This is a genomic window from Curtobacterium sp. MCLR17_034, assembly GCF_003234485.1.
In the GTDB taxonomy this organism is placed as follows: domain Bacteria; phylum Actinomycetota; class Actinomycetes; order Actinomycetales; family Microbacteriaceae; genus Curtobacterium; species Curtobacterium flaccumfaciens.
Genome location: NZ_QKTH01000001.1, coordinates 387,986 through 411,742, shown reverse-complemented (window position 1 = coordinate 411,742; position 23,757 = coordinate 387,986). Strand labels below are relative to the sequence as shown.

The window sequence follows — 23,757 nt, the reverse complement described above, 5'->3', positions numbered from 1 at the left end:
CACCTGACGGACAGGAGGCCCGGTGCACGTCGTGCGCCGGGCCTCCTGTCATCCGTCGGTCGCGTGGGCGACCGTCGGGACTACTCCTTGTTCAGCTTGTCCTGCACCAGGCCGGCCGTCTTCTCGACGACGTTCGGCAGCTCGGTGGTGCCGTAGAGCCGGACGTCGGGGTGCGTGGGCGGGGGCATCGGGACCGAGGTGGTCGGGCCGTCGTGGTACGAGTACTCGCCCTTGCCGTCGAACGAGGGGCCGCTCGCCCACGGGCCGTTCTTCGCCTCGGCACCGTCGGAGAAGTTGAGGTACTGGTAGTTGACCTCCTGGTTCTCCTTCGACTGCGGGAAGTTGCTCGGCACGGGGAAGCCCTCGACGCCCTTCTCGCGCAGCTCGGCGGCAGCGGTCGCCCACATGTTCTGGTGCATGGTGTCGCGAGCGATGAGGAAGGACAGCAGGTCCCGCACGCCGTGGTCGTCGGTCATGTGGTAGAGCCGGGCGGCCTGCACACGACCCTGCATCTCGGCGTTCTCGTTCGCCGTGAAGTCGGCGAGCAGGTTGCCGCTGGCGGTGATGTACGAGCCCTGCCAGGGGTTGCCGTTGCTGTCCACCGGGCGGGCACCCGCACCGGCGACGATCGCGTGCTGGACGTCGGTGCCGCCGACGATCGCGGCGACCGTGGGGTCGTCCTGCAGCGCGTCCTCGGTGATGCCGAGCGGGGACTTCTCGAGCAGCTGCGCGATCATCGTCGCGAGCATCTCGACGTGGCCCATCTCCTCGGCGCCGATGCCGAACACCATGTCGCGGTACTTGCCGGGGATGTGCATGTTCCACGCCTGGAACTGGTACTGCAGCGCGACGGAGATCTCTCCGTACTGGCCACCGAGCACCTCCTGCAGCTTGCGGGCGTAGATCGCGTCGGGCTTGTCGGGCGTTGCCTTGAACTGGAGTTCCTGCTTGTGGAAGTACAAATCGTGCTCCTTCGTCTCGATCGAGCGATTGCACGGCCGATGGTTCGCCGGGGGCACTGAGCGGCCGTCCAAGGTGGCCGGATCACGCAGAGGGTGTCCCGGATGCGCCGTTCCACGGTTCCGGGTCCACCGTCGGCTTCACCCGGCAGGACGAGGCCCTTCGGTCGGCCGCCCGATGCCCTCGGCCGTCCGGTTGCGCAGGCTGGGAGCATGCAGACCTCGACCAAGCACACGATCGCCACCCTGCTGCTCTGCGCGGCGATCGTGGTCGCCACCGTCATCGCACTGATGGCCATGGCCCCGCCCGCGTGACGCCGGTACGGCATGGGAGGATCGCTCTCGTGACCGAACGGGGCAGGTTCCTCCGGCCGCTCGCCACCCGGTCGATCGTCATCGACGTGGCCTGGGCGGCCCTGGCGGCGTTCGTGTTCCTGCTGCCCATCGACCTCGAGCTCGAGCACGCGAGCCTCGCCGCGGTCCTGTCGGCCTCGGTGGCGATCGCCCTGCGTCGCATCTCCCCGTCCGCCGCGATGGCCATGGTGGTCGTCCTCGGGGTGATCCAGGTCGGCGGCGGCGAGCGCCCGTCGCTGGTGGACCTCGCGATGTTCGTCGTGATCGGCACCGCCGCGGTCGTGGGCACCCGCACCGAGGTCGTCGTCTCGGGCGTACTCGCGGTCGTCGCCGGGGCGGGTGCGACGGTCTACCTGGCGTCGACCGGCTTCCGGTTCCTCGTGCTCATCAACGGCCCGCGCGACCAGGCGTTCCTGGCGATGGCCGCCCCGGTGACCGCGCTGCTCGGGGTCTGGGCGGGCGGGGTCGCCGTCCGGGCCTTCCGCTCCCGCGACCGGGAGTCGGAGCGCCGTGCCGACGCCGAGGCCGCAGCATCGCGTGCCGAGGCCGTCGCCACCGAGGCCGAGGCCACCGCCACCCGCGCGATCGACGTCGCCGAGTCCGAACGCATCCGCGCGGACATCGCCCGCGACGTGCACGACGTCGTCGGCCACTCGCTCGCGGTCATCATCGCGCAGGCCGACTCGGTGCCGTTCCTCGACGACGAGGCGCGCATCCGAGCGGTCAGCGCCACCATCGCGAGCACCGCCCGCAGCTCCCTGGTCGAGGTCCGACAGGTCCTCGGGCACATCGACGGCTCCGCCGAGGCGACCGGCCCGGGTTCGCTCGAGGAGATCGTGCAGGGCATCCGCGATGCCGGGGTCGACGTCGACCGCACGGTGCGCGGGGTCCCCCTGGCCCTGCGCCCGGACACCGGCACCGCTGCCCGCCGCGTGCTGCAGGAGATGCTCACGAACGCCCTGCGCCACGGCGCCCCCGGCAACCCGGTCGTCGTGCGGGAGACCTGGCGGAACGCCGACCTGGTGCTCGAGGTCGAGAACGTCGCCGGTGACGGCACCACCGCCGGCTCGGGCCGCGGGATCGACGGCATGGACTCGCGCCTCGGCGCCCTCGGTGGGTCGTTCGACGCCGCCGTGCTGGACGACGTGTTCACGGCACGCGCCCGCATCCCGTTCGACGTCCAAGGGGGACCCGTCCGATGACCGAACCGATCAGGATCCTGCTCACCGACGACCAGGCGCTGTTCCGCGCCGGGCTCCGGGTGGTGCTCGATGCCCAGGACGACATGCGCGTGGTCGGTGAGGCCTCCGACGGCGCCGAAGCGCTCGCGCTCATCCCCGAGGTGCGCCCCGACGTGGTGCTCCTCGACATGCGGATGGCCGGCATGGACGGCGTGGAGACCGTCCGGCAGCTCTACTCCGGCGCCGTCCCGGGCCCACTGCCGCGGGTCGTCGTGCTCACCACCTTCGGGCTCGACCCGGCGGCGGCGACCGCGATCCGGCTCGGCGCCAGCGGGTTCCTGCTCAAGGACACCACGCCGCCGTTCCTGTTCGCCGCGGTGCGGGCCGTGCACGAGGGCAGCTCGGTCATTGCACCGAACGACCTCGCGCAGCTGTTCGGCACCGACGTGGCGCGGGCCCCGGCACCGCAGCCGCCGGAGTTCGCGACCCTGACCGAGCGGGAGCGCGTCGTGTTCGGGTGGGCGTCCCGTGGGCTCTCGAACGCCGAGATCGCCACGAAGGAGTACGTGACCGAGTCGACGGTGAAGACCCAGATCTCGAGCATCCTCGGCAAGTTGTCGCTGCGCGACCGGGTGCAGCTCGTCGTCTACGCACACGACCACGGGTTGGCGGGCACCCGCGAGGACTAGTCCGCGGCGATCCGGTCGAGCCACTCCGCGAGCATCGTCCGCTCGGCTGCCGACAGTCGATCGAGCCGGGGCGCTGCGGCACGGAGCGTGATCGCGGCGCTCGTCACGGGCTCAGTCCCCCGACCGCGACCACCCGGGGCCGCGCCGCCGTCGCCCCTCGTCGGCCCGCTCGGCACGAGGATCCGCCCGAGCACGGCATCGAGGACGTCATCGGCGAGTGACGGGTCCCGCTCATCCGCCGGAGCGGCCAGGATCGCGAGCACCGCACCGGTGCCGGCCGCGTGCACGAGCTCGACCGCGCGGTGTTCCGGCACGGCGAGTCGTCCGGCCTCGGCCACCCGGCGGATGCGTTCGGCGAGCAGCGCGGTGCCGGCGCGGGCGGCTGCCGACCGACGGCCGCGCTCCGGGTCGCTCAACAGCACGAACAGGTCGGGGTTCGCCAGCCCGAAGCCGATCGTCATCGACCACCCGGTGCGCAGGTCCTCGACGGGGTCGGTCGCCTCGTCACGAGCAGCCCGGACGGCGTCGGCCTTCATCGCCGAGAACGTCGCCATCGCGTGCTCGGCGACCGCTTCGAGCAGACCGTCCTTGTCGCCGAACAGCCGGTAGATGGTCGGTGCCTGGACGCCCGCGCCGTCCGCGACCGCCCGCGTGGTCACCGCCGCGGCACCGCGTTCGCGCAGCATGGTGCCGGCGACCTCGACGATGCGTGAACGCGTCTCGTCGCGCTGGCTTCCCTGCTCGATCACGGAACAACGATAACGGATTTGTGCTATCACTGTGTTACCAGCGCTACCAACGCGCTGTTTCCACCGATACGGAGAAGCCATGATCGTCATCACCGGGGCCACCGGAGCCCTCAACGGCGCGACCGCCGACCACCTGCTCGAGCACCTCGCGCCGTCCGACCTGGCGGTGGTGACCCGTGAGCCGGCCCGAGCACAGCGGTTCGCCGACCGCGGCGTCGAGGTCCGCCGAGGCGACTACGCCGAACCGGAGACCCTGCCTGCAGCCTTCGCGGGCGCCGACCAGCTCCTGCTCGTCTCGTCGAGCGACCCGGCCGCCGACGCCGTCGCGCTGCACCGTGCCGCGGTCGACGCAGCCGTGGACGCCGGCGTCGGCCGGGTCCTGTACACGAGCCACCAGGGCGCCGCGCACGGTTCGCCCTTCGTGCCCGCCGCGCACCACGCCGCCACCGAGGACCTGCTCCGCGACTCCGGGCTGCCGTGGACGAGCCTGCGGAACGGCTTCTACGCGCACAGCGCCGCCTGGATGACGGGACCGTGGCAGGAGACCGGCACGGTGTCCGTCCCCGTCGACGGTCCGGTGTCGTGGACCGCCCGCGAGGACGCCGCCGAGGCAGCCGCCGCGATCTTGCTCGCCGATCAGCCGTTCGACGGGCCGGTGACGCTCACCGCTCCGGACGCGCCGACGTTCGCCGACCTGGCTCGGCAGGCGTCCGAGGTGTCCGGTCGGACGATCGGGTTCGAGGCCCTGGGCGAGGACGAGTGGCGTGCCCGTGCGCTGGCAGCGGGGCAGGACCCGCACATGGTCGGGTTCCTGCTCGGCATGTACCAGGCCGCCGAGCGGGGCCTGTTCGCCGGCACCGATCCGCTGCTCGGCGAGCTGCTCGGTCGCGCCCCACGGCCGGTCCGCGACCAGCTCAGCTGAGCGCCGCGACCTCGTCGAGGATCGCCTCGACCGCTGCGGGGTCGTGGGCGAACCGTCCGAGGAACAGCCCGCCGATCCGGCCCTGCCCCCGGGTGAGCAGGCCCGGTCCGGCACTGCCCCCGTAGAGGACGGTGCTGCCGTGCAGCTCGGGCCGGGTGCCGAGGTGCTGCTCGATCCCGGCGAGCACCGCCACGATGTGGTCGTCCGGTGCGGGTGCCGGTGCGCCGATCGCCCACACCGGTTCGTAGGCGACGGTCAGGGCTCCGGCGAGACCGTCCGCGACGGCGGTCGAGACGGCCCGGTCGAGCTGCGCGGTCACCGCCGCCACCGCTTCCGTCGGATCGGAGGCCCGGTCCGGCTCCCCGACGCAGACCAGCGGACGCAGGTGGTTGCGGAAGGCCGCGTGCACCTTCCCCGTGATCGTCACATCGTCCTCGTGGAACAGGGAGCGCCGTTCGGCGTGCCCGATCTCGACCAGGTCGACACCGATCTCCAGCAGTTCGGCGCCGGAGACCTCGCCGGTGAACGCGCCCGCGTCGGCCCACGACAGGTCCTGCGCGGCGAGCTGCACACCGGTGCCGGTGAGCAGCTCACGCACCGGGACGAGGGCCGGGAACGTCGGCGCCACGAAGAGCGACGCCGCACCCGAGCGCACCGCGGGGTGTCGCCGGGCGATGTCGGCGACCTCGGCCGCCCACGACAGCGTCCGGGCGTGCGAGAAGTACGTCTTCAGCGACACCCCGACGGTGATCACGGGGCGACCGTCTCCACGACGAGGGCGAAGGACAGCGCACCGGGGTCCGCGGTGCCGACGGCCTGGTCGGCATGGGTGCGCGCCCGGCCCATCTTCGGCACCAGGGACTCCGTGGTGTCGGCCGCTTCGCGAGCGGCACGGACGGCGTCGCCCCAGGCCTCGGCGAGCGCCGCCCCGGCGTCGAGCCGGGTGCGGAGCACCTCCTCGAACGGCACCAGGGCGTCCACCATCGTCTTGTCACCGACGGTGGCGCCGAACGCGAGCACGGCCTCGGTGGCCGCGCGGACCCCCTGCGCGACGGTGGCACCCGACGGACGCGAGTCGTCCCCGACCACGCGACCCAGTGCCTCCAGGGCGGCACCCCAGATCGCACCGGACGTGCCGCCGGCCTTGTCGGACCAGGCATCCGCGGCGACCAGCAGGACGGTGCCGGCACCGGCACCGCGGCGGACCGCGTCGGCGGCCGCGACGTCGGCGGCGTGCGATCCGCGCTGCATCCCGATGCCGTGGTCGCCGTCACCGGCCACGGCGTCGATGCGCCCGAGTTCGTCGGCGTGCTCGTCGAGGACGACTCGGACCGCCGCGAACCCGGCGGCGACCTGCTCGGCGACCCCACGGGACTCGTCGGTCGCCGGGCCGATGCCGACGCCCTCGGCGTCCGCCGCCACGGTGGACGGGTCGACCCGCTGTTCGGCGACCGCACCGCCCTTGCGGTAGGCGGGCGTGTCCGCGGGTGCTGCCCAGAGTTCCTCGAGCTCGTCGTCGAGCCAGAACAGCGTCAGGGAGACCCCGGCCATGTCGAAGCTCGTGACGAGTTCGCCGACCTCGGGCTCCACGAAGAAGACCCCGGCGTCCGCCAGGCGCCGCTGCACCGAGCGGTAGACGACGAAGAGCTCCTCGTACTTGACCGAGCCCAGACCGTTCAGGATCGGGACCACCCGCTGGCCCTCGAGTGCCACGCCGTCGGGAAGTTCGTCGAGCAGCCGGGACACCAGCAGCTCGGCCAGCCCGTCCGCGGTGGGCACGTCCGTTTCGTCGATCCCACGCTCGCCGTGGATGCCCATGCCGATCGCCATCCGGCCCTCGGGCACCGTGAACAGGGGTTCCTCGGCGCCCGGCAGCGAGCACCCGGAGAACGCGACGCCGAAGCTCCGCGTCCGGTCGTTCGCCCGCTCGGCGACGGCGGTGACCGTGTCGAGGTCGTCCCCGCGCTCGGCAGCGGCGCCGGCCACCTTGAAGACGCAGAGGTCACCCGCGATGCCGCGGCGCTTCGCGCGGTCGTCGGCCGGAGCGCTCGTCACGTCGTCGGTGACGCGGACCGTCCGGACCGGGATGCCGTCGGCCTCGAGCGTGCGCGCCGCAGCGTCGAAGTTCAGGACGTCACCGGCGTAGTTGCCGTAGCTGAGCAGCACCCCGCCACCGTGCTCCGCGGCCTTCGCGACCCCGGTGACCTGCTGGGCGCTGGGGCTGGCGAACAGGTTGCCCATCGCGGCACCCGCGGCCAGTCCGTGTCCGACCAGCCCGCCGAACGCGGGGTAGTGGCCCGAGCCGCCGCCGATCACGACCGCGACCGTGCCGTCGGGGCTCGTGGTGGCGCGGGCGACGCCGCCGTGCACCTTCCGCACCCACCGCTCGTTCGCGGCGACGAAGCCGTCGGTCGCCTCGTCGGCGAAGTCCGCCGGGTCGTTGAACAGTCTGGTCATCGCTTGCTGCCCTTCGGGTCGGTGGTGCGGACGTGCGAGGTGTCGAGCAGTTCGTCGGCCTTGGCCCCGCGGAAGAACTTGGTGCAGAAGATCATCACCGCGGCGACGAACGCCAGGACGCCGAGCGAGACGATGCCGAACGCACCGCTGTCGGTGGGCACCACCTCGTTGATCGCGGTGCGCATGATCGGGGCGACGAACCCGCCGAGGTTGCCGAGCGAGTTGATCAGGCCGATGCCCGCTGCGGCTGCGGCACCGGTCAGGAACGCCGTCGGGTACGCCCAGGTGATGGGGCCGACGGCCAGGAAGCTCGCGACGGCCAGGGTGATGAACAGGATGCCGAGCACCGGCTGCCCGTTCGCACCCGCCCACGCCGAGCCGAGGATCGACAGGCCGGTCGTGATGTAGAACAGGGTGCCCCAGCGACGACGGCGTCCGACGGAGTCCGCACGCGACCCGATCAGGTAGCAGGCGACGAGCCCGACGAGCCACGGGATCGCGGACACCAGACCGACCTGCCAGCCGACGTCCTGCCCGAGCAGCGAGGACACCTGCTGCGGCAGGTAGAACGTCGTGCCGTAGACGGCGACCTGCAGGCAGAAGTAGATGATCGTGAAGTACCAGACGCGCCCGCTCGCCATCGCGCGCCAGATGCCCTTCGGGCCGTCCTCGCTGCGGGCGGTGTCCTCGCGCTCCATGGCCGCGGTGAGCGACGCCTTCTCGCCCGGTTCGAGCCACTTCGCCTGCTGCGGACTGTTCGTCAGGAACACCAGGGCAGCGATGCCCGCCAGCACCGCGAGGATCCCCTCGCCGGCGAACATCACCTGCCAGCCGTGGAACGGGGTGACCTGGTCACCGATGCTGATCAGCCCACCGGACAGCGGGGCGCCGATCATCTGCGAGAACGGCTGCGCCAGGTAGAAGATCGCGAACATGCGCACGCGCACCTTGTTCGGGAACCACTCGGACAGGTACATGATCACGCCCGGGAACAACCCGGCCTCGGTCACACCCAGGATGAACCGCAGGATGATGAACATCGTGTCGTTCGTCGTGAAGGCGAACAGTGCGGCGACGATGCCCCACGTGACGGCGATGCGGGCGAGCCAGAAGCGCGCACCGAACCGCTTGAGCAGCAGGTTCGACGGGATCTCGAAGATCGCGTAGCCGATGAAGAAGATGCCGGCGCCCAGGGCGAAGGCGGCGTCGGAGATGCCGCGGTCGACGCGCAGGGCCTCTTCGGCGAAACCGACGTTCGTGCGGTCGAGGAACGCGACGAAGTACAGGATGACGAGCATCGGCATGAGGTGCTTCGTCGCCTTGCCGATGGCGGACTTCAGGCCGGGGTCGTTCGTCGACCCGAGCGCGGGGGCAGGGGGTAGTGACACGGGTTCGCTCCTTTGCGAGCACGGTGCGGTCGTTCTGGCGTCCGGCGGTCGGCCTGTCGGCTGGTCGGCCTGTCGGCCTGTCGGCCTGTCGGACGGGAGGCACGGATCGCGTCGCCCGGTCGGCGCGCGTTCCGTGGGCGGCTGGCCCTAGTGCATGTACAGGCCGCCGTCGACGTTGAGCGTCTGGCCCGTGACGAACCCGGCGTCCTCGCTGATCAGGTAGGCGATCGCGGCAGCGATGTCCCGCGGTGTGCCGATGCGCGGCAGCACGCCGTCGGCGGCCATCTCGGCCTTCCGCTCCTCGGACAGGGTGCCGCCCATGATGTCGGTGTCGATCGGACCGGGGGCGATCGCGTTGACGGTGACGCCGCGCGGGCCGAGCTCGCGCGCCAGTCCGCGGGTCAGGCCGATCACGCCGGCCTTCGCCACCGTGTACGGGGTCTTGCTGAAGGTGCCGCCGCCGCGCTGGGCGGAGACGGACGACAGGTTCACGATGCGCCCGTAGCCGGACCGCACCATCGACTCCGCCGCCCGCAGGCTGGCGAAGTGCACACCGTCGAGGTTGATCGACAGCACCCGGTGCCACTCCCCCTCGGGCAGGTCGAGGTAGGCGTGCGCGGACGACACCCCCGCCAGGTTCACGAGTGCGGTGATCGGCCGGAGCTCGGCCTCGATCGTGTCGAAGGCCGCACGGACGGCGGACTCGTCGGCGACGTTCGCACCGACACCGACGGCCCGCACGCCGTGCTGTTCGCGGATCTCGGCGGCGACCTGCTCGCTCGCCGTCTGGTCGAGGTCGATGATCCCGACGTCCCACCCGGCCTCGGCCAGGTGGTGGGCGGTGGCGCGGCCGATGCCCCGCGGTGAGGCAGCCCCGGTGAGGACGACGGTGCGGTCGCGGTGCTGGCCGGCTGACTGGTTCTGGTCGCTCATGGTGTCCCTCCCGCCTCAGTGGATCGGTGCCGGGCCGAGCTCGTCGAGGAGTTTCTGCATCGCGACGTACGCCTTGTTCCGGTAGGCCACGAGCTCGGGCGTTCGGTCGGCCGGCACCTCGAGGTACCCGGCGCCGGACTTCGTGCCGAGCTCACCGGCGTCGACGTGCTGCTGCAGCGACGGCGGGGTGGCGAAGCGCTCGGGCCAGCGGGTCTGCAGCGACTCGAAGCAGAACGCGTAGACGTCGAGCCCGGCCATGTCGGCGATCGCGAACGGACCGAAGAACGGCAGGCGGAACCCGAACGTGGTCCGCACGATGGTGTCGATGTCGTCGGGGCTCGCGATGCCCTCGTCGGCGATCTTCGTGGCCTCCTCGAACAGCGCGTACTGCAGGCGGTTCAGGACGAACCCCGTCGAGTCCTTCACCCGCGCCGACTGCTTGCCGGTCGCGGCGACGACGGTCTCGCCGACCTCGATCGCGTGCTCGTTCGTGGTCGGGTGCGGGATGAGCTCGACGCCGGGGACGAACGGTGCCGGGTTCGAGAAGTGCACGCCGAGGAACCGCTCCGGGCCCACGACCGCCTCGGCCAGCGACTCGATCAGGATCGTCGACGTGTTCGAGCCGATCACGGCGTCGGGGCGGGCGGCCTCGCTGATGCGGCGGAGCGTCGCGTGCTTGATCTCGAGCTTCTCGGGCACGGCCTCCTCGATGAAGTCCGCGTCGGCGACGGCGGCCTCGATCGACTCGGCAGCGCTCAGGTGTGCGCGGACCCGTTCGACGGCGTCCTCGGGGAACAGCCCGTCGGCGACGAACTGTGCGGTCTCGCCGAGCAGTCGCTCCAGGTTCTGCTGGGCGATCTCGGCCGAGACGTCGGCGATCCGGACGGTGTGGCCGGCGAGGGCGAGGACCTGGGCGATCCCGCCGCCCATGTAGCCGGACCCGACGACGGCGATGTCGAGGGTGCTCATCGGATTGCTCCTTCGGTGCTGGTTGCTGCGGTCGGGGTCGCCGTCGCGTCGAGCTTCGTCGTCGCGAGGACGGATCGGATGTACTGCTGGTTGGTGGCGCAGACGCCGAGGCTGTCGCCGCCGTACTGCTCGGTCATGACGATCCCGCGGAACCCGTCGGCGACGGCGTCGCGCAGGACCTGGCGGTAGTTGATGAGGCCCGTCTCCATCGTGCTCGGCGCGCTCGTCGCCCAGCTGCCGTCGCCGGCCTCGTCACGCGTGTAGTTCTTCACGTGCAGGTAGTTCGTGTACGGCATGGTCTTCGCGAAGAGCTCCCGCCAGTCCTCGACCGGACGGTGCAGGCGGATGAGGTTCGCGACGTCCGCGTTCAAGCCCACGTTGTCGAGCCCGATCTCCTCGACCAGGCGGACCGCGCTGTCGGCGGTGCCGAGGTACGTGTCCTCGTACAGCTCGAGCGCCATCGGCAGCCCGACGCTCGCAGCGTGCTCGCCGAGCTCCCGCAGTCGCTTGACCGCAGCGGCCCAGACCTCCGGGTCGTCCGGGTCCTTCGGGCCCGGCGCCGTCCAGAACCACAGCGCCCGCTTCTGGGCGTCGGTGAACGGCTGGTGCAGCCCGGTCGAGAAGACCTGCATGCCCCACTCGGCCGCCGCGTCGATGGTGCGGTGGGCGTAGGCGAGGTTCTCGTCCTCGTGCCCGGGCTGGATGACGCTCTTGCGCTGCAGGTGCACCGACGGGATGCCGATGCCGTGCGCCTTCGCGACGGCGAACAGCTCGTCGCGGCGCGAGGCTTCGAGGTCAGCGGGCCGGATGTGGCTGTCGGCGAGCTCGGCGAGTGAGAAGCCGACGGCCTCGATCTGCCCGAACACCTCGTCCCACACTTCGGCGGGGGCGTCGTGGAAGGCCGTCCCGTCGCGGGTGACCTGCGCGAACCCGTGCAGGCACGCGGCGATCGGCCAGGTCTCCGACGTCCAGGTGGTGGGGTGCCAATCCTGGTCGACCCAGTCCTGTGGAGTGGTCACGGAATGCTCCCTTGCATGTCGTGGTGGTTCAGCATTGAACCTCTTTCCTATAGGAAAGATACTCGCACGACGCCGGAACGCAACCCCTTGCCTCAGCTCGTGTGGGACGCGTCCGCGCGCGAACGCAACCGGACGGCGTCGATGTGGAGCCGCATCGCGGCGACGGCCGACGTCGGGTCCGCAGCCAGCGCCTCCAGGATGGCCCGGTGTTCCTGGACCGCACGATCCGTGTCGTCCCCGCCACCTTCGACGATCTGCCGCATGCGGTGCACGCGCGTCGTGATGATCTCGGACATCTCCTCGAGGAACGGGTTCCGCGTCGCGTCGAAGATCAGCTGGTGGAACTGCCAGTCGCTGCGGAAGAAGCGGGCCATCAGTTCTTCCGGAGCGTGCGCAGCACCGACGGAGGCGACCTCGGCGGCCACCGCAGCCTGCTCGTCGAGCGCTGCTGCCAGTCGCTCGCGCAGGCCGTCGACGTCGCCGCGGGCCGCGAGCTCGACGGCGCCGCTCTCGACGATCAGCCGGGCGTCGAACAGTGCCTCGAGCTGGTCGCCGGCCAGGGGCGGGGAGACCCGGTAGCCCTTGTTCGCTTCACGGGTGACGAGGCCGGTGCGTTCGAGTTGCACGAGGGCTTCGCGCACCGGGGTCGGCGAGACTCCGAGGGAGCGGGCCAGTCCGTCGATCGACAGCCGCATGCCCGGTTCGACGTCGTGGCCCATCAGGACCTCGAGCACCCGGTCGTAGACGCGGTCACGCAGGCCGAGCTGCGTGATGCGCTCCGTCCCGAAGCCGGGCATGGTCGTGGACATGGGTCGATCCTAGAGAATCCACGACTTGGTCTCGGTGGGAGGGCTCCGGGCCACGCTGCGCCATCACGGCCGTCGCCCGCCCTGACGTCGCCTCGACCACGCGCTCATGTCGCCGATGGGCTTGCTCGATTGCCGCTCCCCGCGCGCCGATAGGGCGCTCCTGTGTCAACTGGAGTGGATGGCTCGCCCCCTGGGGGCCGCCCCTAGTTGTATTTCCCCAGAAGCCGCAAGCTACTGGTGTCATCGCATCGCTGTGATGAGGCGAGTGAGGGCGTCATTGCTTGCCGATCGGTCGAAGCGTTGTCCGATCGGAACTTGGTCACCCCGGCGGATCGGAGCGGCGTTCCAGGCACCTGTCATAGCGGTTCCGGCTTCGCGTCGAGCGGCGGCGACGAAGTCCATGTAAATGAGCGCAACGTCCTCAGGTGCATACACGCGGAGCATGGCTTCGTAGTAAGCGATGCGTGACTGGATGTCGCTGATGTGTGTGGTGATCTCGCGGATCGCGGTCTTGTTCTCTTCACGCCGGAGCACGATGAAGGGTGCTTCGAGGTAGTCCTCGACAGCGCGAATGGCTTCGCTGTATATTGCGGCGCGACGTTCGTTGCGCGCGGCGGTCTGCTGGACGAGGTATCCGATGGCCACGACGAGTGCGCCGAGGACGGCGGCGGCGATGGTCGCGGCGCCGTCGCCAAGGATCCAGGGTTGCTCAGGTGCTGGTGTCGTCGCGTGATGCATGGTCAATCCGTCTCGATGTGCGGGCGAGGGTCGTTGAGCGGGTCGGGATCGCCATGGGTGACCTCAGGGCCGATCCACTCGGCGGTTCGCCGCCACCAGGCTTCTTTGATGAGGTGGACGGCGATCCGGGTGACGAGATCAGCTGCCCCGTCGCCGGGTACCCATCGGGTGTGTCGCGGATCGTCCGGGTGCCACATGCATAGTGTGCCGTCGCTGTATCGGTGCGGGGACCGCGAGGGTCCGCCGACGCTGACGCGAGGAGTGTCTGGGCTGTGCTGAGAGAACTGGATGCAGACCTGCCGTGCCGGGAGCCCGTCAGCGTGCAGCGTGAGGTGGATGTGAAAACCGCCGGGGTACTGCTTGGTGGCGGGGTGGGTGGTGGCGCCCACCGCCTTGAGTTCGTGGAGGAACCGGATGCGCGGTGCCGGGGCCGCGAACCACGGCGGTGGACGCCATGCAGTGCGCACTGCCGTTACCGATGGCCGCCGTACGCACGGGCGGTTGTCGCGCCGAGGGTGCTGGCCGCCACAGGAACGCCGATACTGGCCGCGACCGTCGTTGTGCGGACTTTTTGCGCGGCGACGGCCAGTGCCGCTGATGCGGAGCCGGCGGGAGCGTCCAGGTAGTTGAAGAACACTGCTGCGAGGGCTTCCTGCACGTCGTCGTCAGTGGCGCCGTCCAGGGCATCCTGCATGCTGTCGGCAGCGGTGCGCAGACGCTTTGCCATGAGGTGTGTAGCGATTTCAAGGTGCAGGTCGGTGGAGACACCGGCGGGATCTGGAGTGGGGTCACCGTTCTCCAGCCGAGAGGCGGCCTGGTCGAAAAGAGCGCGCAGTCCCTTCGCGACGCCGTGTCCAGGTTCGACGAACTCATACGCCCAGACAGAGATCTCAAAGGATGACGCTCCTGGGATACTCCACTGCTTGTTCCAAGCCTTCGCCAGCCGCGTGATCTTGCGTCGAGTGGAGCGGAACCCAGCGGCGCTATCGTTAAACAGGTCGCGGTGGCGCTCCGGGTCGGACGCGTCCCAGGTGTCGTCGTCGAGGTTCGGAATCCAGATGCCGTCGCCGTCCTTCCTGGTCAACGCCACGACGAGGTCAACTGTGGGGTCAGCGCCGTCCGGAAGGGGGTCGTGGAAGTACACCTTTGGGCCGCGCTTCGAAGTACCGACAGTGGCGTTCGGGTAGGTTTCTCGGATGAGCGGTCCGAGGTGGACACGCATCTCCTCCACGATTTCCGAGGGTGTTTCTTCGCCGGTGCCCTCCGGGCCCAGCCCGGGATAGTAGTTCCGGTTGAGGACGACACCGCCGTCCCCGTCGGTCACGGGATGGTTCATGGTGTGGACCGCGAGCGAGCCGCTGCGGTAAGTCCGAAGCACCCCGTAGAAGGTGTTTGCCTTGGCACGGACCAGCGCCAGCCGGGTCCGGGTTTCAGCGAGAGCGCTGTCGTCGGCTTCGATCTGATCCCGGACTGTGTCCAGGAGGTCACTGAGGTGGGTCATCTGCTGCAGTACCGTTCTCCCCTGCCGGGGTTCGGGTCCGCAAGGACGACACCGTCGCTTCAAACTCTAGTTAGCGATGAAGTGCGATGCCAGCCGGTTCGGCCATGGTGTCCTTTGCGTACCTGTGGCAGCAGATCCAGTTCGTCGCGGATAGCGCGTGCGACTCGCGTCCGAGCGTTCGAGCCCGTAAGGTCAAGGTGTCTCTCCAAAGGCACCCAGCCCCGATCTGCTGTGCAGCACCGTTATGCATCGCTGCAGCTCGGGGCTGTTTCGTTCTGTCCCCCATTCTACCGACAACCACCGCCATTTGCGATCTGCAGGGCCGAAGTGCCTCCTGGACGCAGATGTTGTCGGCACCGGAGATCGGGCATCCTAGGGGCCTTGAGGAACCTATGGGACGCCTTCTCGGAGGCGGGACGCCATGTCCGCGAATGACAGCGATGTGATTCGTGGGCGGGGCGCAGGGGAAAGAGAGGTGGGGCGGCGAGGGACGACACCCGCGAGGACGACCGCTGACGTACCGCGTGAGGTGCCACGCCGGATCGGCGTACGGCGCCGGGGACAGTCGAGGACAATACGACGCCGAACAGCTCGACGACCAGCTTCGATGTCGACCGCCACCACCCCGTGAACTCCTAAGCTGCGTCCATGTCTGATGAGTCCTCACGTGCACCCAGTCGGTTTAGCGCTGGCTTCTATTGCCCAAGGTGCGGCGTGTACAGCCAGCAAGAGTGGAGCGGCCTTGTTGTTGAGTCTGATGACGGCGACGGGCAGACCTGGTTCCAGCCCCTGGAAACGGAGGTTGTCGCGCAGAACCAGACCTACAACCTCTTCGAACACGCCGCCGGGGCACTAGACCCCTGGGAGCAGGCAGCCGTCACTCCGCCTCAGTGGCGCGATTCTCAGAGCTGGGCTGTGAGCAGGTGCCTTGCGTGTCGGCGCGGAACCGTGTGGCACGACAACCGAATCGTGTTCCCGGCAGCGCGCACCGCTCCACAGCCGAGCCCGGACATGCCTCCGGTCCCTCGAGAACTCTACGAGGAAGCTGCGGCCGTCATGCAGGTGTCACGTCGCGCCGGCGCGGCAATGGCGCGAGCAACGCTCGAACGCTTACTCATCGAGCTCGACCCTATGGACGTTCCGAGGCCAGCTCTCGACGAGCGCATCATTCACGTCATTCCCCGTGTCTCTTCGGCACTTGAACCCGCACTCACGGTCATCAGACACGCGGGGAACAAGGCACTGCATGTCGCAGACGCCCCTGACGACACTCTCGTCCTGGTGCTGGACGAGGAGGATGAGGGCATCGTCGAGTTGCTCTTCTCCGCAATCAATGATCTCGTCGACGAACTCGTTACCAAGCCCAACGCCCGACAACGACTGCTCAACACCGTGCCAGCGTCGGTCATTGAGGCAGTCGAACGCAAGAAGGTGGCGGCAGAGGCCAAGGACCAAGACGGCTAGCAAGACAAGGCATAGCTGTCACGAAACACTGCGCGTGTTCACGACTCTCAACCGTACGGTTGCGAGCCGCTTCGCAGCTGAGGCCACTCCCCGCGATTTCGACGTAGCGGTCGTGGATTCCGAGACAGCGTCCAGCACCGTGAAGAATCCAGCGACCAAGACCTCTGCGTCGCGCTGGGGTATACCCCAGGGCACACTGGCGCCGGTGTTCGAATCGCGTGGTTCTAGGGTGCCGATTCGTCCTTTTGCTACAGGAGTGTGCGAGGGTCTAGGGTGGTGCAACACAAGACGCAGACCGTCGCGTACGTTCGGGTGGGCTCGATCGATCAGAACCTCGACCGACAGCTCGAGGCCATCGGCGACGTCGACCGGGTGTTCGAAGAGAAGGTCTCCGGCGGCTCCCGCACCGACCGAACCGCGCTCCTCGACTGCATCGGCTACGTCCGCGACGGGGACGTCGTCCGAGTCGCGTCGATGGACCGGCTCGCCCGCTCCCTTGGTGACCTCCGCGACATCGTCGACGAGGTCACCGCTAAGGGCGCCTCGGTGGACTTCGTCAAGGAGCAGCAGACCTACAGTCGCGACACCGATGACGCGATCGGCCGGCTCATGCTGAACCTCCTCGGCGCGTTCGCCGAGTTCGAACGCACCCTCATCCGCGAACGCCAACGCGAAGGCATCCGGATAGCCAAAGCGGCGGGTAAGTACAAGGGCCGCTCGCGGAAGCTCACCGACGACCAGATCGCCGAAGCACGCCGACTCATCAGCACCGGTGTCCCGAAGACCGCTGTCGCCAGACGGCTCAGCGTCGACCGCACCACCCTCTACCGCATGCTCGCGAAGCCCCTCTCCCCCTCAGCCCCACACGCCGCCGCCGGCAACGTCGCCAGCGCATAGCGTTCGGAACCCGTTAGCGGGCATCTTCGCACCCGCGAAGCGCTCCGCTCCATCAAGCCCGACGGTGGACAGTCAGCGAGGCGAGAGGACTGCCGAGCTCCTTTGGCAGATCGTCCCAGCGGTCTTGACCACGACCATTTTGATTGCCCTCAATGACCTTGCTTACGGAGCCGGCGAAGGACTGCGGCACGCCGCAGATCATCAGAGTGAAAATCCGGTCTGCGTCCCCGCCCGCCCCTACCGGGATATTGCCGTCGTAAACGCTGTTTCCACGGTGAAGTGATTCAACGTCAACGGGGAAAAACCCGTGGAGCTGCCAACCCCACCGCTCTGCACGATGAGAACCGGTGCAAGCCCCGTCCTTCGAGGCTCGAACGTCAAGCGAATCGACTGCAGGCGCCCATCGACTTCTTGGATTACTCGACCTCGTCGTGTGACCCTACGCGAAGCCACTTCAAGGAAACGTGCAGCGGCAGTCGACGACTTAGCCTCGTGTGCGGACCATTGAGCACGAATGGCTCCGACGACAGCCACGATCGCAGACACGCCCGCGATGATGCTTGAGGTCGCCCCGTATCCAGCGTCTCCAGTCATCCCCCGAGCCTGGCAGACAGGCCGCGCGAAAGCGATTGACCTCGCCCCTTAGCCCGAGGATCATGACGGGGCGCGAGGACCAGCATGAGGCTCGCCGTCGCCGAATCGTGTACCGGCGTCGGCCCGCTACCGTTTGCTCATGAGCGAGCATCCGTCAGTCCCCGAACTTTGCTGCGCAGATTGGCGCGGACCCCAAGCGGATCCGCGGGTGGATGCGTACACAGGGCTGGCGGCACCCGACCGAGGCGGGGCAACCGTGGGCACTCACCGGCGAGCAAGTCGCGATTCTCACGACGCGGTTCTCGAAGGACACCCCAGCGTGTTCCGCAGGGTCGATCGCAATGCAGCCAGCTTCCACACCGGTGCCGGGGAACCTCGACGACATCGGTGGTGAAGACGAAGCGCCGCTTGCACACCTGAGCGTCGGTGAACTCCTCGACACCTACACAGACGTTCTCGCCGAGCTTCACACCCGGCACCTCATTCGCACGAATAACGCACCCATCGGCGACCTCGCCGAGTTCTGCGCCGCGATGGTCTACGACGGGCTGCTGGCACCGAACTCTGAGAAGTCTTACGACCTCGCTGCTGCCGATGGCCGCAAGGTACAGGTGAAAGTGCGACTGGTGCGGCCTGGCATGGCCGGCGGTGCCGTGTTCTCACCGATCCGGTCGTTCGACTTCGACCTGTGCGCGTTCCTCGTCATCGACAACACGGCCGGTCAGGTCGTTGCAGCACGAGAGTGGACCCCAGAAGAGGTTCGCGAGCACGGGTCGTTCAAGCAGCACACCAACGGCACCGTCGTCACCGTCTCCCAGGTGCGATCATCGAAGGCACGCGGACGCGACCGGACCGCCGACTTCAATGCAGCATGGCGAAATCTGCTCAGCCAGACCCGCTAAGGGGCCACGCGTACCGCTGTGGGACGTCATCGCGGCTCAGTAAGCGACCCTCTGGGACCAGCCCGCAGTCGATACGTCAGTATCCCTCGGGGTAAAGAGCCTATAAGGACCGAAGGTGAATGCCCTGGGGGCCTTTGGCCATTCTGCTAGTCACGAATGAACGAATAGCAACCAAGACGGTAGTTCAAACATCCAGGACACGGCAGCCAAGCTTGCCGTTTGAGCTGCTACTTGTCCCGCTTTCCGTACTTACGGACGAATAGCGTCATACCAATCACGCCCGCAATCAACGTGAATGACCCGCCGAAAATCAAGGCAATAAGACTATCGCTGCTCAACTTAGTAAACCAATCAATCCCAGTATCAACGCGACAGCGTACAATACTATTGATGCTCCGATTGTGAACTTTTCCCACCATGCGGGACTCTTAGCTAACCGCTCCAAGCCTGCTTCGCGCCACTGCTTGTGCGCATGCGCACCCAAGCGCTTTCGAGCAAGCAATTCGATTGTGGCGAACACAGCGATTGAAAGCGCCAGGCCAAACCAGCTACTAGCTGGCATATTCATCAAAAGACATAATTAAACTCTGCGGCACATCCAAGTTCGGCACCAGGCGCATAGCCGCCGCCTCCGTAGATACTCTTGTCAGAGTCGTTCGCTCCGACCTCACCGTACACGCCAACTGGCCCGACAGCTGCCTGACAACTGACACCCCCCGTCGCACCGGTCGACTTGTTCACGTCGACTCCGGCCCTTCCGGAGACCCCGACGTCCGGTCCGATCCCGCCGCCGACATACGGATGAATGCCGTCATTCCCGAAGCCAATCCCAACGTTGAGGCAGAGCACGAAGCACGCGCTGATACCCGGACCAGCTCCCACGCTGAGCCGACCACTCGGGTCCGAGCCATTAATGGGGTCGTCACCTGCGTAGGCGTAGCGGTTTGCGTTGTTGGGGTCAAGTGGTGCGTCGAGCGTGTCGCGCTGCGCCCAACCACCGGTGGTCGCTGTCTGCCAGCGGTAGCCGAACTTGGTGAGGCTGTTGCCCTCGCCGGCGCGGATGCCGCCCTTGAAGCCGAACGGGTTCTGCTTCCACTGCTGGCTGCCCTCACCGTAGGTCACGACTTCCGTCCCGTACGGGTCGTAGCTGACGGTGTACGCCTTCTCCCCGGTGTCAGCGATCGCAGCGGCGGGGTTGCCGATGCCGTCGAGAACCCACATAGCGGTGGTGCCGTCCGTGGTTCGCAGGTTCAGCGGCTGCCCGGTCGACGGGTCCGTGAGCACGGAGGCAACGCCACTACCGATGACCTCGCGGGAGGTGAGGCCCTTACCGTACGTGTACCGGTACTCGGGCCCGTCTTCGGTTCGCTGCGACAAGAGGCGGTTCATGTCCGCGCCGGCGTACGTGTAGGTGGTCTTCTTCCCATCCTTGGTCGACGACGTCATCTGCTGCGCACCGTTGTAGGTGAACGTGGCGCCAGGTGCAGCGGTCATGTTGCCGGTGCCGTCATACGAGTACCCGCTGTTGGTGATCTGACCGACAGCGTTGAACTTCAACGCCTGCGACGTGCTACGGTCACCCGTCACCGTCTCGGTGAGCCGGTTTCCCGCTGAGTCGTACGTGTACGTCCAGGTGCTGTTCGTGGGGCCGCCGGCCTGGGTCGCCTTCTGCAGACGGGTCGTGTTCGAGGTGGTGCCGTCTGAGGCCTTGGTGGTGTAGTCGTACTCGGTGGTCTGCTTGCTGATGTTGTCCTTTAGCCACTGCAGTCGATCGCGGTCGTTCTTCCCGTCCGTCGCCGTGCACGCCGAACCGACGGCAACACCCTCGAGGTAGCAGTAGGTGGTGTCGACGATGACCTTCGGGGCGGCACTGTCGGCCGAGGCCTGGACGCGGGTGACCTTGCCGGACTTGTCGTAGGTCAGCTTCTGGTGCGCAGCCCACACCTCGGGGTCCTTTGCCGGGTCCGCGTTCGGTGTCGCGTTGAGCCAGGTGTCCGTACGGCGGCCGTGATCGTCGGTCTTGTACAGCTGCTTCGCCGTACCGGAGCTCGTCGGGTAGGTCGTCGACGTGAGCACCTCGGAGGGGTCGTACTCGTGCGTGACGGTGCCCTGTGCGTCGGTGACCTTCACCGTGTTCCCGGCAAGGTCGTAGCCGTACGACACGGTGCCGCCGCCGGCGGTGTTCACCGTGGAGGTGAGCCAGTTCCGCTGGTCATACGTGCTGGTGATAGTGCCCGTGGCGGAGGTCTCGGTGAGACGGTTCCCGTTGCCGTCGTACGTGTTCGTCACCGTCGCGGTGCCGTCGTCGAACTCTGTCGTCAGGAGACGGTCGTCGTTGTCGTACGTGTAGGTGGTGACCCCACCGCCACCGTCGGTGTGATTGCGCACACGGCCGAAGTCGTCGTACGAGTACTTCTGCTCACCGAGGCTGGTGTCAGTGGATGGGGTGATCGAGCCGAGCTGATCGTGGGTGTCATAGAAGTACTTCGTCGGGTTGCCCTTGTTCCCAGGAGCGGTCGCGGTCTTCACCGCACCCCAGGCGTACTTGTCGCCGTCGTCCTTCTTGTTGTACGCAACCTCGGCCATGGCCGCGGGATCGCTACCCGACTGCGAGGACGTCTGGTTGCCGACACCGTCGTAGCCCATCGAGGTCGACGTCTTCGAGCTCGACGTCACCTTCGACGGCAGGTACGCCGTCGCAGCGCCTGATCCGTAGTCCGTTGTCGATGTCGATCCGGAGCTGGACTGGGACTGCGTCAACGACTGGCCGTCGTTCTTGTCGTACTTGTTCGTCGTCGTGCCGGTACCGTCAGCGCCGTTGGCGCCGACCTGCGACGTCGCGACCCCGTTGTTCGCCGGGTTGTACGTCTTGGATTGCTCACGGTCCGCCGCGTCGACGGCCTTCTTGACGAGGTCGGTGTCGTAGAGCGTGTACGTGGTGTGCTTGGCGTCGGCGACCGCGACCGACTGATCCGACCGCGGGTCAGCAACCAGGGTGGTGGTGTCGTCCTTGAACGAGAACCGCGTCACAGCGGTCCCCGGCGAGCCGGCAGTGGTGTTGCGCTGCTCGACCTTCGTGACCCGGTCGGACGAGTCGTACGTGAACGCCGTCACGCCACCCTCGGGTGCCGTGATCGAGGTGAGGTCCCCGCTGGTGTACCCGAACGTGGTCTTCTTGCCGAGCGCGTCCGTGTACGTGGTGATGTCGCCGGTGCTGTTCTTCGTCCACGACACCGAACGCGAGCTCGAGCCGCTGGTCTGCGAGAACGTCTGCACACCGTTGGCGTACGACGAGTTCGCCGTCCGCGCCCCGGTGACACCCGCGGTCGAGACGAGGGACTTCAGGGTGAAGCCGGGCTCGTCGGAGTTGAAGCTGATCTGGTTCTTGTTCCGGTCCACGATCGAGGTGGGCTGGCCCGCGAGGTTGAAGTGTGTCGTCGAGTTCGACGTCCACCCCTTCAGCGTGTACTCGTGCGTCGTGCTGTTGTCGACGCGGGTCAGGGTCTGCTGCAGACCGGCCGGGCTGGTGAACGCACCCTGCGCCCCGGACGGACGGAACTGCCACGCCGTCCCGACCGCGTCCGTGTAGATGACACCGGCTGCGTTCGCGGTGAGGTCCCCGGCGCCGGCCAGGGCGTACTGCCACCGGTTCGCGTCCATCGTGTTCGCGTCACCAACGGTGGTGCTGCGCGAGTTGTACGCGGCACCGATCGTGGTGTTCTGCGTCACTCCCGGCAGGCTCATCGCGGTCGTGGTGACGAGCAGGTTGCCCGTGCCGACGTCGACGGACGCGCTGGTCTGATCGGTGATCGGGAACGGGAGCGTCGTCGCCGAGGTCCGCTTGCCGGTCCGGTTCGTGTCGGACGGGCCACCGGGAAGCGAGTTGTAGGTGCCCTGCAGGTCGACGACGTAGTTCATCGCCGCCTTACCCATGTTCTTGATCCGGATGTTGCCGTTCGCACCCACCGGTGTGACCACGGTGTTCGACACGATCGACGTCGTGTCGCTGCTGATCGCTGAGGAGTCCGGCTCCGCCGCCCCGTCGGCCCACATCTTCGCGTACGAGTCCGCGCCGCTGTTGTTCACCGCGGTGAACGTCACCGCAGCAGCCGAGAGTCCACCTTCGACCGTCGGAGCACCAGCGCGACCACCAACCTGCACCGCAAACGACGCACCCGCGGCGATGCTGGCCGTGGTGCGGGTGTCAACGAGCCGGCCGGCCTGGGGTGTGAAGCCTCCACCCGGGTTGGACTGCAGGAAGTAGCCCTGAATGTCGACGACGAGGTCGATCTTCCCGCCACCTTCGGCGGTACTGAGACTGAACTTCCCATCGTCGCTCAGCGCCACCTGCGCGTTCATCGCCGTCGTCAGACCCGCGGTGGAGTTGTAGTTCAGTACGCCTGTGCTGCGGACCCCACCCGTCGGCGTGGGCCGGACGTAGCCGGCCTTGGCCTCGCGGTTGATCACGATGATGTTCACCGCGACCGCCGCCGCACCCTCGGGGATGCCGTTCGACCCGGTCGCCTGGATGGTGCGCTGCGACCCGGCCGGGATCTGCCCAGCTGCGGCCCCAGTACCGTCGCGAGAGTCCAGCACGCGCGCCGGCGACATCGCCACGAAACCACCCGCCGAGACGCCGTTCTTGGTCGACGTGTAGTAACCGGTGATGTCGATGATCACGGTCGACTGCGCCGTCTCCGTCATCACCTGGATCGTGCCGTCATCGGCGACCGCGAGCAGGCTCGAGTTCGACGTGTTCCCACCAACTCCGGCGTTGTAGACCATCAGCAGCGTCGACGGATCCGACGACGACGGACGACCGAAGAGCTGGCCCTGCCCCGCGGGAGCGACGATCGTGACCATCATCGTCACCGCACCGATTCCCGTCGAGGGCAGACCATCGACCCCGGCAACCTTGACAGTGCGGTAGGTGCCCTTCGACGTCCCACCACCCAGCACCCGAGCATTCGACGGCATGGGCACGTACTGCCCGCCCGTCCCCGTCACAGCCGCCTGCGCCGGTGTCGGCTGCGACACCACCACCAACAACGAACCCAGCAAGGCGACCAACGTCACCACTGCCAGCATCACTCCACGAACACGACCGGACCACGACGCAGCGAACACGCTAAGAAACCCCTCTTGCGGCTGCTGCAGCTCACCAGTCCCTGCGACGGTGCTGTGCAACCAACCAGAACGTTACGGAGCTTCTCTCAGGCCTGCGCCCCCAGA

At 68.0% G+C, this 23,757-nt stretch carries 18 protein-coding genes; 6 read left to right on the top strand and 12 right to left on the bottom strand.

Going from position 1 to position 23,757, the window contains the following annotated elements:
- Positions 1 to 80 precede the first annotated feature (80 nt).
- Complete coding sequence (locus tag DEI98_RS02015) at positions 81 to 962, bottom strand: manganese catalase family protein (RefSeq protein ID WP_071404423.1); 882 nt, start codon at positions 960 to 962, stop codon at positions 81 to 83.
- A gap of 341 nt (positions 963 to 1,303) precedes the next feature.
- Here DEI98_RS02015 and DEI98_RS02010 point away from each other — a divergent pair, with 341 nt between their 5' ends.
- Together DEI98_RS02010 and DEI98_RS02005 are read left to right on the top strand one after the other, a co-directional pair.
- Complete coding sequence (locus DEI98_RS02010; RefSeq protein WP_258370709.1) at positions 1,304 to 2,515, top strand: sensor histidine kinase; 1,212 nt, start codon at positions 1,304 to 1,306, stop codon at positions 2,513 to 2,515.
- A complete protein-coding gene (locus DEI98_RS02005) occupies positions 2,512 to 3,183 on the top strand; it encodes a response regulator transcription factor (RefSeq protein WP_056072621.1) in 672 nt (223 codons plus the stop codon). Before DEI98_RS02010 ends, DEI98_RS02005 begins: the two co-directional genes overlap by 4 nt.
- On the opposite strand, the gene DEI98_RS02000 is transcribed toward DEI98_RS02005, so the two are convergent.
- A complete protein-coding gene (locus DEI98_RS02000) occupies positions 3,180 to 3,932 on the bottom strand; it encodes a TetR/AcrR family transcriptional regulator (RefSeq protein WP_258370708.1) in 753 nt (250 codons plus the stop codon). The two genes, DEI98_RS02005 and DEI98_RS02000, sit on opposite strands and share 4 nt — an antisense overlap.
- Positions 3,933 to 4,011: 79 nt before the next feature.
- Here DEI98_RS02000 and DEI98_RS01995 point away from each other — a divergent pair, with 79 nt between their 5' ends.
- Positions 4,012 to 4,854, top strand: coding sequence for an NAD(P)H-binding protein (locus DEI98_RS01995; RefSeq protein ID WP_111099726.1), 843 nt, complete (start codon positions 4,012 to 4,014; stop codon positions 4,852 to 4,854).
- Here the strand turns inward: DEI98_RS01995 and DEI98_RS01990 are convergent.
- The 9 genes from DEI98_RS01990 to DEI98_RS01945 form a co-directional block, all read right to left on the bottom strand.
- Entirely contained in the window at positions 4,847 to 5,608 is a 762-nt protein-coding gene (locus DEI98_RS01990) for a triose-phosphate isomerase family protein (protein WP_111099725.1), read from the bottom strand. The genes DEI98_RS01995 and DEI98_RS01990 overlap by 8 nt on opposite strands.
- The gene (locus DEI98_RS01985) at positions 5,605 to 7,311 is read right to left on the bottom strand and encodes a dihydroxyacetone kinase family protein (protein ID WP_111099724.1); all 1,707 of its coding nucleotides are present in this window, start codon (positions 7,309 to 7,311) and stop codon (positions 5,605 to 5,607) included. The genes DEI98_RS01990 and DEI98_RS01985 overlap by 4 nt, the downstream gene beginning before the upstream one ends.
- Positions 7,308 to 8,699, bottom strand: a complete 1,392-nt coding sequence (locus DEI98_RS01980; RefSeq protein WP_111099723.1) for an MFS transporter — start codon at positions 8,697 to 8,699, stop codon at positions 7,308 to 7,310. Before DEI98_RS01980 ends, DEI98_RS01985 begins: the two co-directional genes overlap by 4 nt.
- A 147-nt stretch (positions 8,700 to 8,846) precedes the next feature.
- Positions 8,847 to 9,632: an SDR family NAD(P)-dependent oxidoreductase gene (locus tag DEI98_RS01975; RefSeq protein WP_111099722.1), complete on the bottom strand. Its 786-nt coding sequence runs from the start codon at positions 9,630 to 9,632 to the stop codon at positions 8,847 to 8,849.
- Positions 9,633 to 9,647: 15 nt separating this feature from the next.
- Positions 9,648 to 10,601 (bottom strand): 3-hydroxyacyl-CoA dehydrogenase family protein, encoded by a 954-nt coding sequence (locus DEI98_RS01970; protein WP_111099721.1) that lies wholly within the window; start codon positions 10,599 to 10,601, stop codon positions 9,648 to 9,650.
- The gene (locus DEI98_RS01965; protein ID WP_111099720.1) at positions 10,598 to 11,620 is read right to left on the bottom strand and encodes a sugar phosphate isomerase/epimerase; all 1,023 of its coding nucleotides are present in this window, start codon (positions 11,618 to 11,620) and stop codon (positions 10,598 to 10,600) included. The genes DEI98_RS01970 and DEI98_RS01965 overlap by 4 nt, the downstream gene beginning before the upstream one ends.
- 92 nt (positions 11,621 to 11,712) lie before the next feature.
- The gene (locus DEI98_RS01960; protein WP_017887786.1) at positions 11,713 to 12,429 is read right to left on the bottom strand and encodes a GntR family transcriptional regulator; all 717 of its coding nucleotides are present in this window, start codon (positions 12,427 to 12,429) and stop codon (positions 11,713 to 11,715) included.
- Between the two features lie 240 nt (positions 12,430 to 12,669).
- Entirely contained in the window at positions 12,670 to 13,167 is a 498-nt protein-coding gene (locus tag DEI98_RS01955) for a hypothetical protein (RefSeq protein ID WP_111099719.1), read from the bottom strand.
- Positions 13,168 to 13,639: 472 nt separating this feature from the next.
- Entirely contained in the window at positions 13,640 to 14,668 is a 1,029-nt protein-coding gene (locus DEI98_RS01945) for a hypothetical protein (RefSeq protein ID WP_111099717.1), read from the bottom strand.
- 714 nt (positions 14,669 to 15,382) lie between these two features.
- Here DEI98_RS01945 and DEI98_RS01940 point away from each other — a divergent pair.
- The 3 genes from DEI98_RS01940 (at position 15,383) to DEI98_RS01930 (ending at position 18,525) form a co-directional block, all read left to right on the top strand.
- Positions 15,383 to 16,132: a DUF4145 domain-containing protein gene (locus tag DEI98_RS01940; protein WP_181437895.1), complete on the top strand. Its 750-nt coding sequence runs from the start codon at positions 15,383 to 15,385 to the stop codon at positions 16,130 to 16,132.
- 276 nt (positions 16,133 to 16,408) lie between these two features.
- Positions 16,409 to 17,029 (top strand): recombinase family protein, encoded by a 621-nt coding sequence (locus DEI98_RS01935; RefSeq protein WP_375334804.1) that lies wholly within the window; start codon positions 16,409 to 16,411, stop codon positions 17,027 to 17,029.
- 935 nt (positions 17,030 to 17,964) lie between these two features.
- Positions 17,965 to 18,525, top strand: coding sequence for a DUF6998 domain-containing protein (locus DEI98_RS01930; protein WP_146243385.1), 561 nt, complete (start codon positions 17,965 to 17,967; stop codon positions 18,523 to 18,525).
- Positions 18,526 to 19,092: 567 nt separating this feature from the next.
- Here the strand turns inward: DEI98_RS01930 and DEI98_RS01925 are convergent.
- Positions 19,093 to 23,601 (bottom strand): RHS repeat domain-containing protein, encoded by a 4,509-nt coding sequence (locus DEI98_RS01925; RefSeq protein WP_181437894.1) that lies wholly within the window; start codon positions 23,599 to 23,601, stop codon positions 19,093 to 19,095.
- Positions 23,602 to 23,757 lie beyond the last annotated feature (156 nt).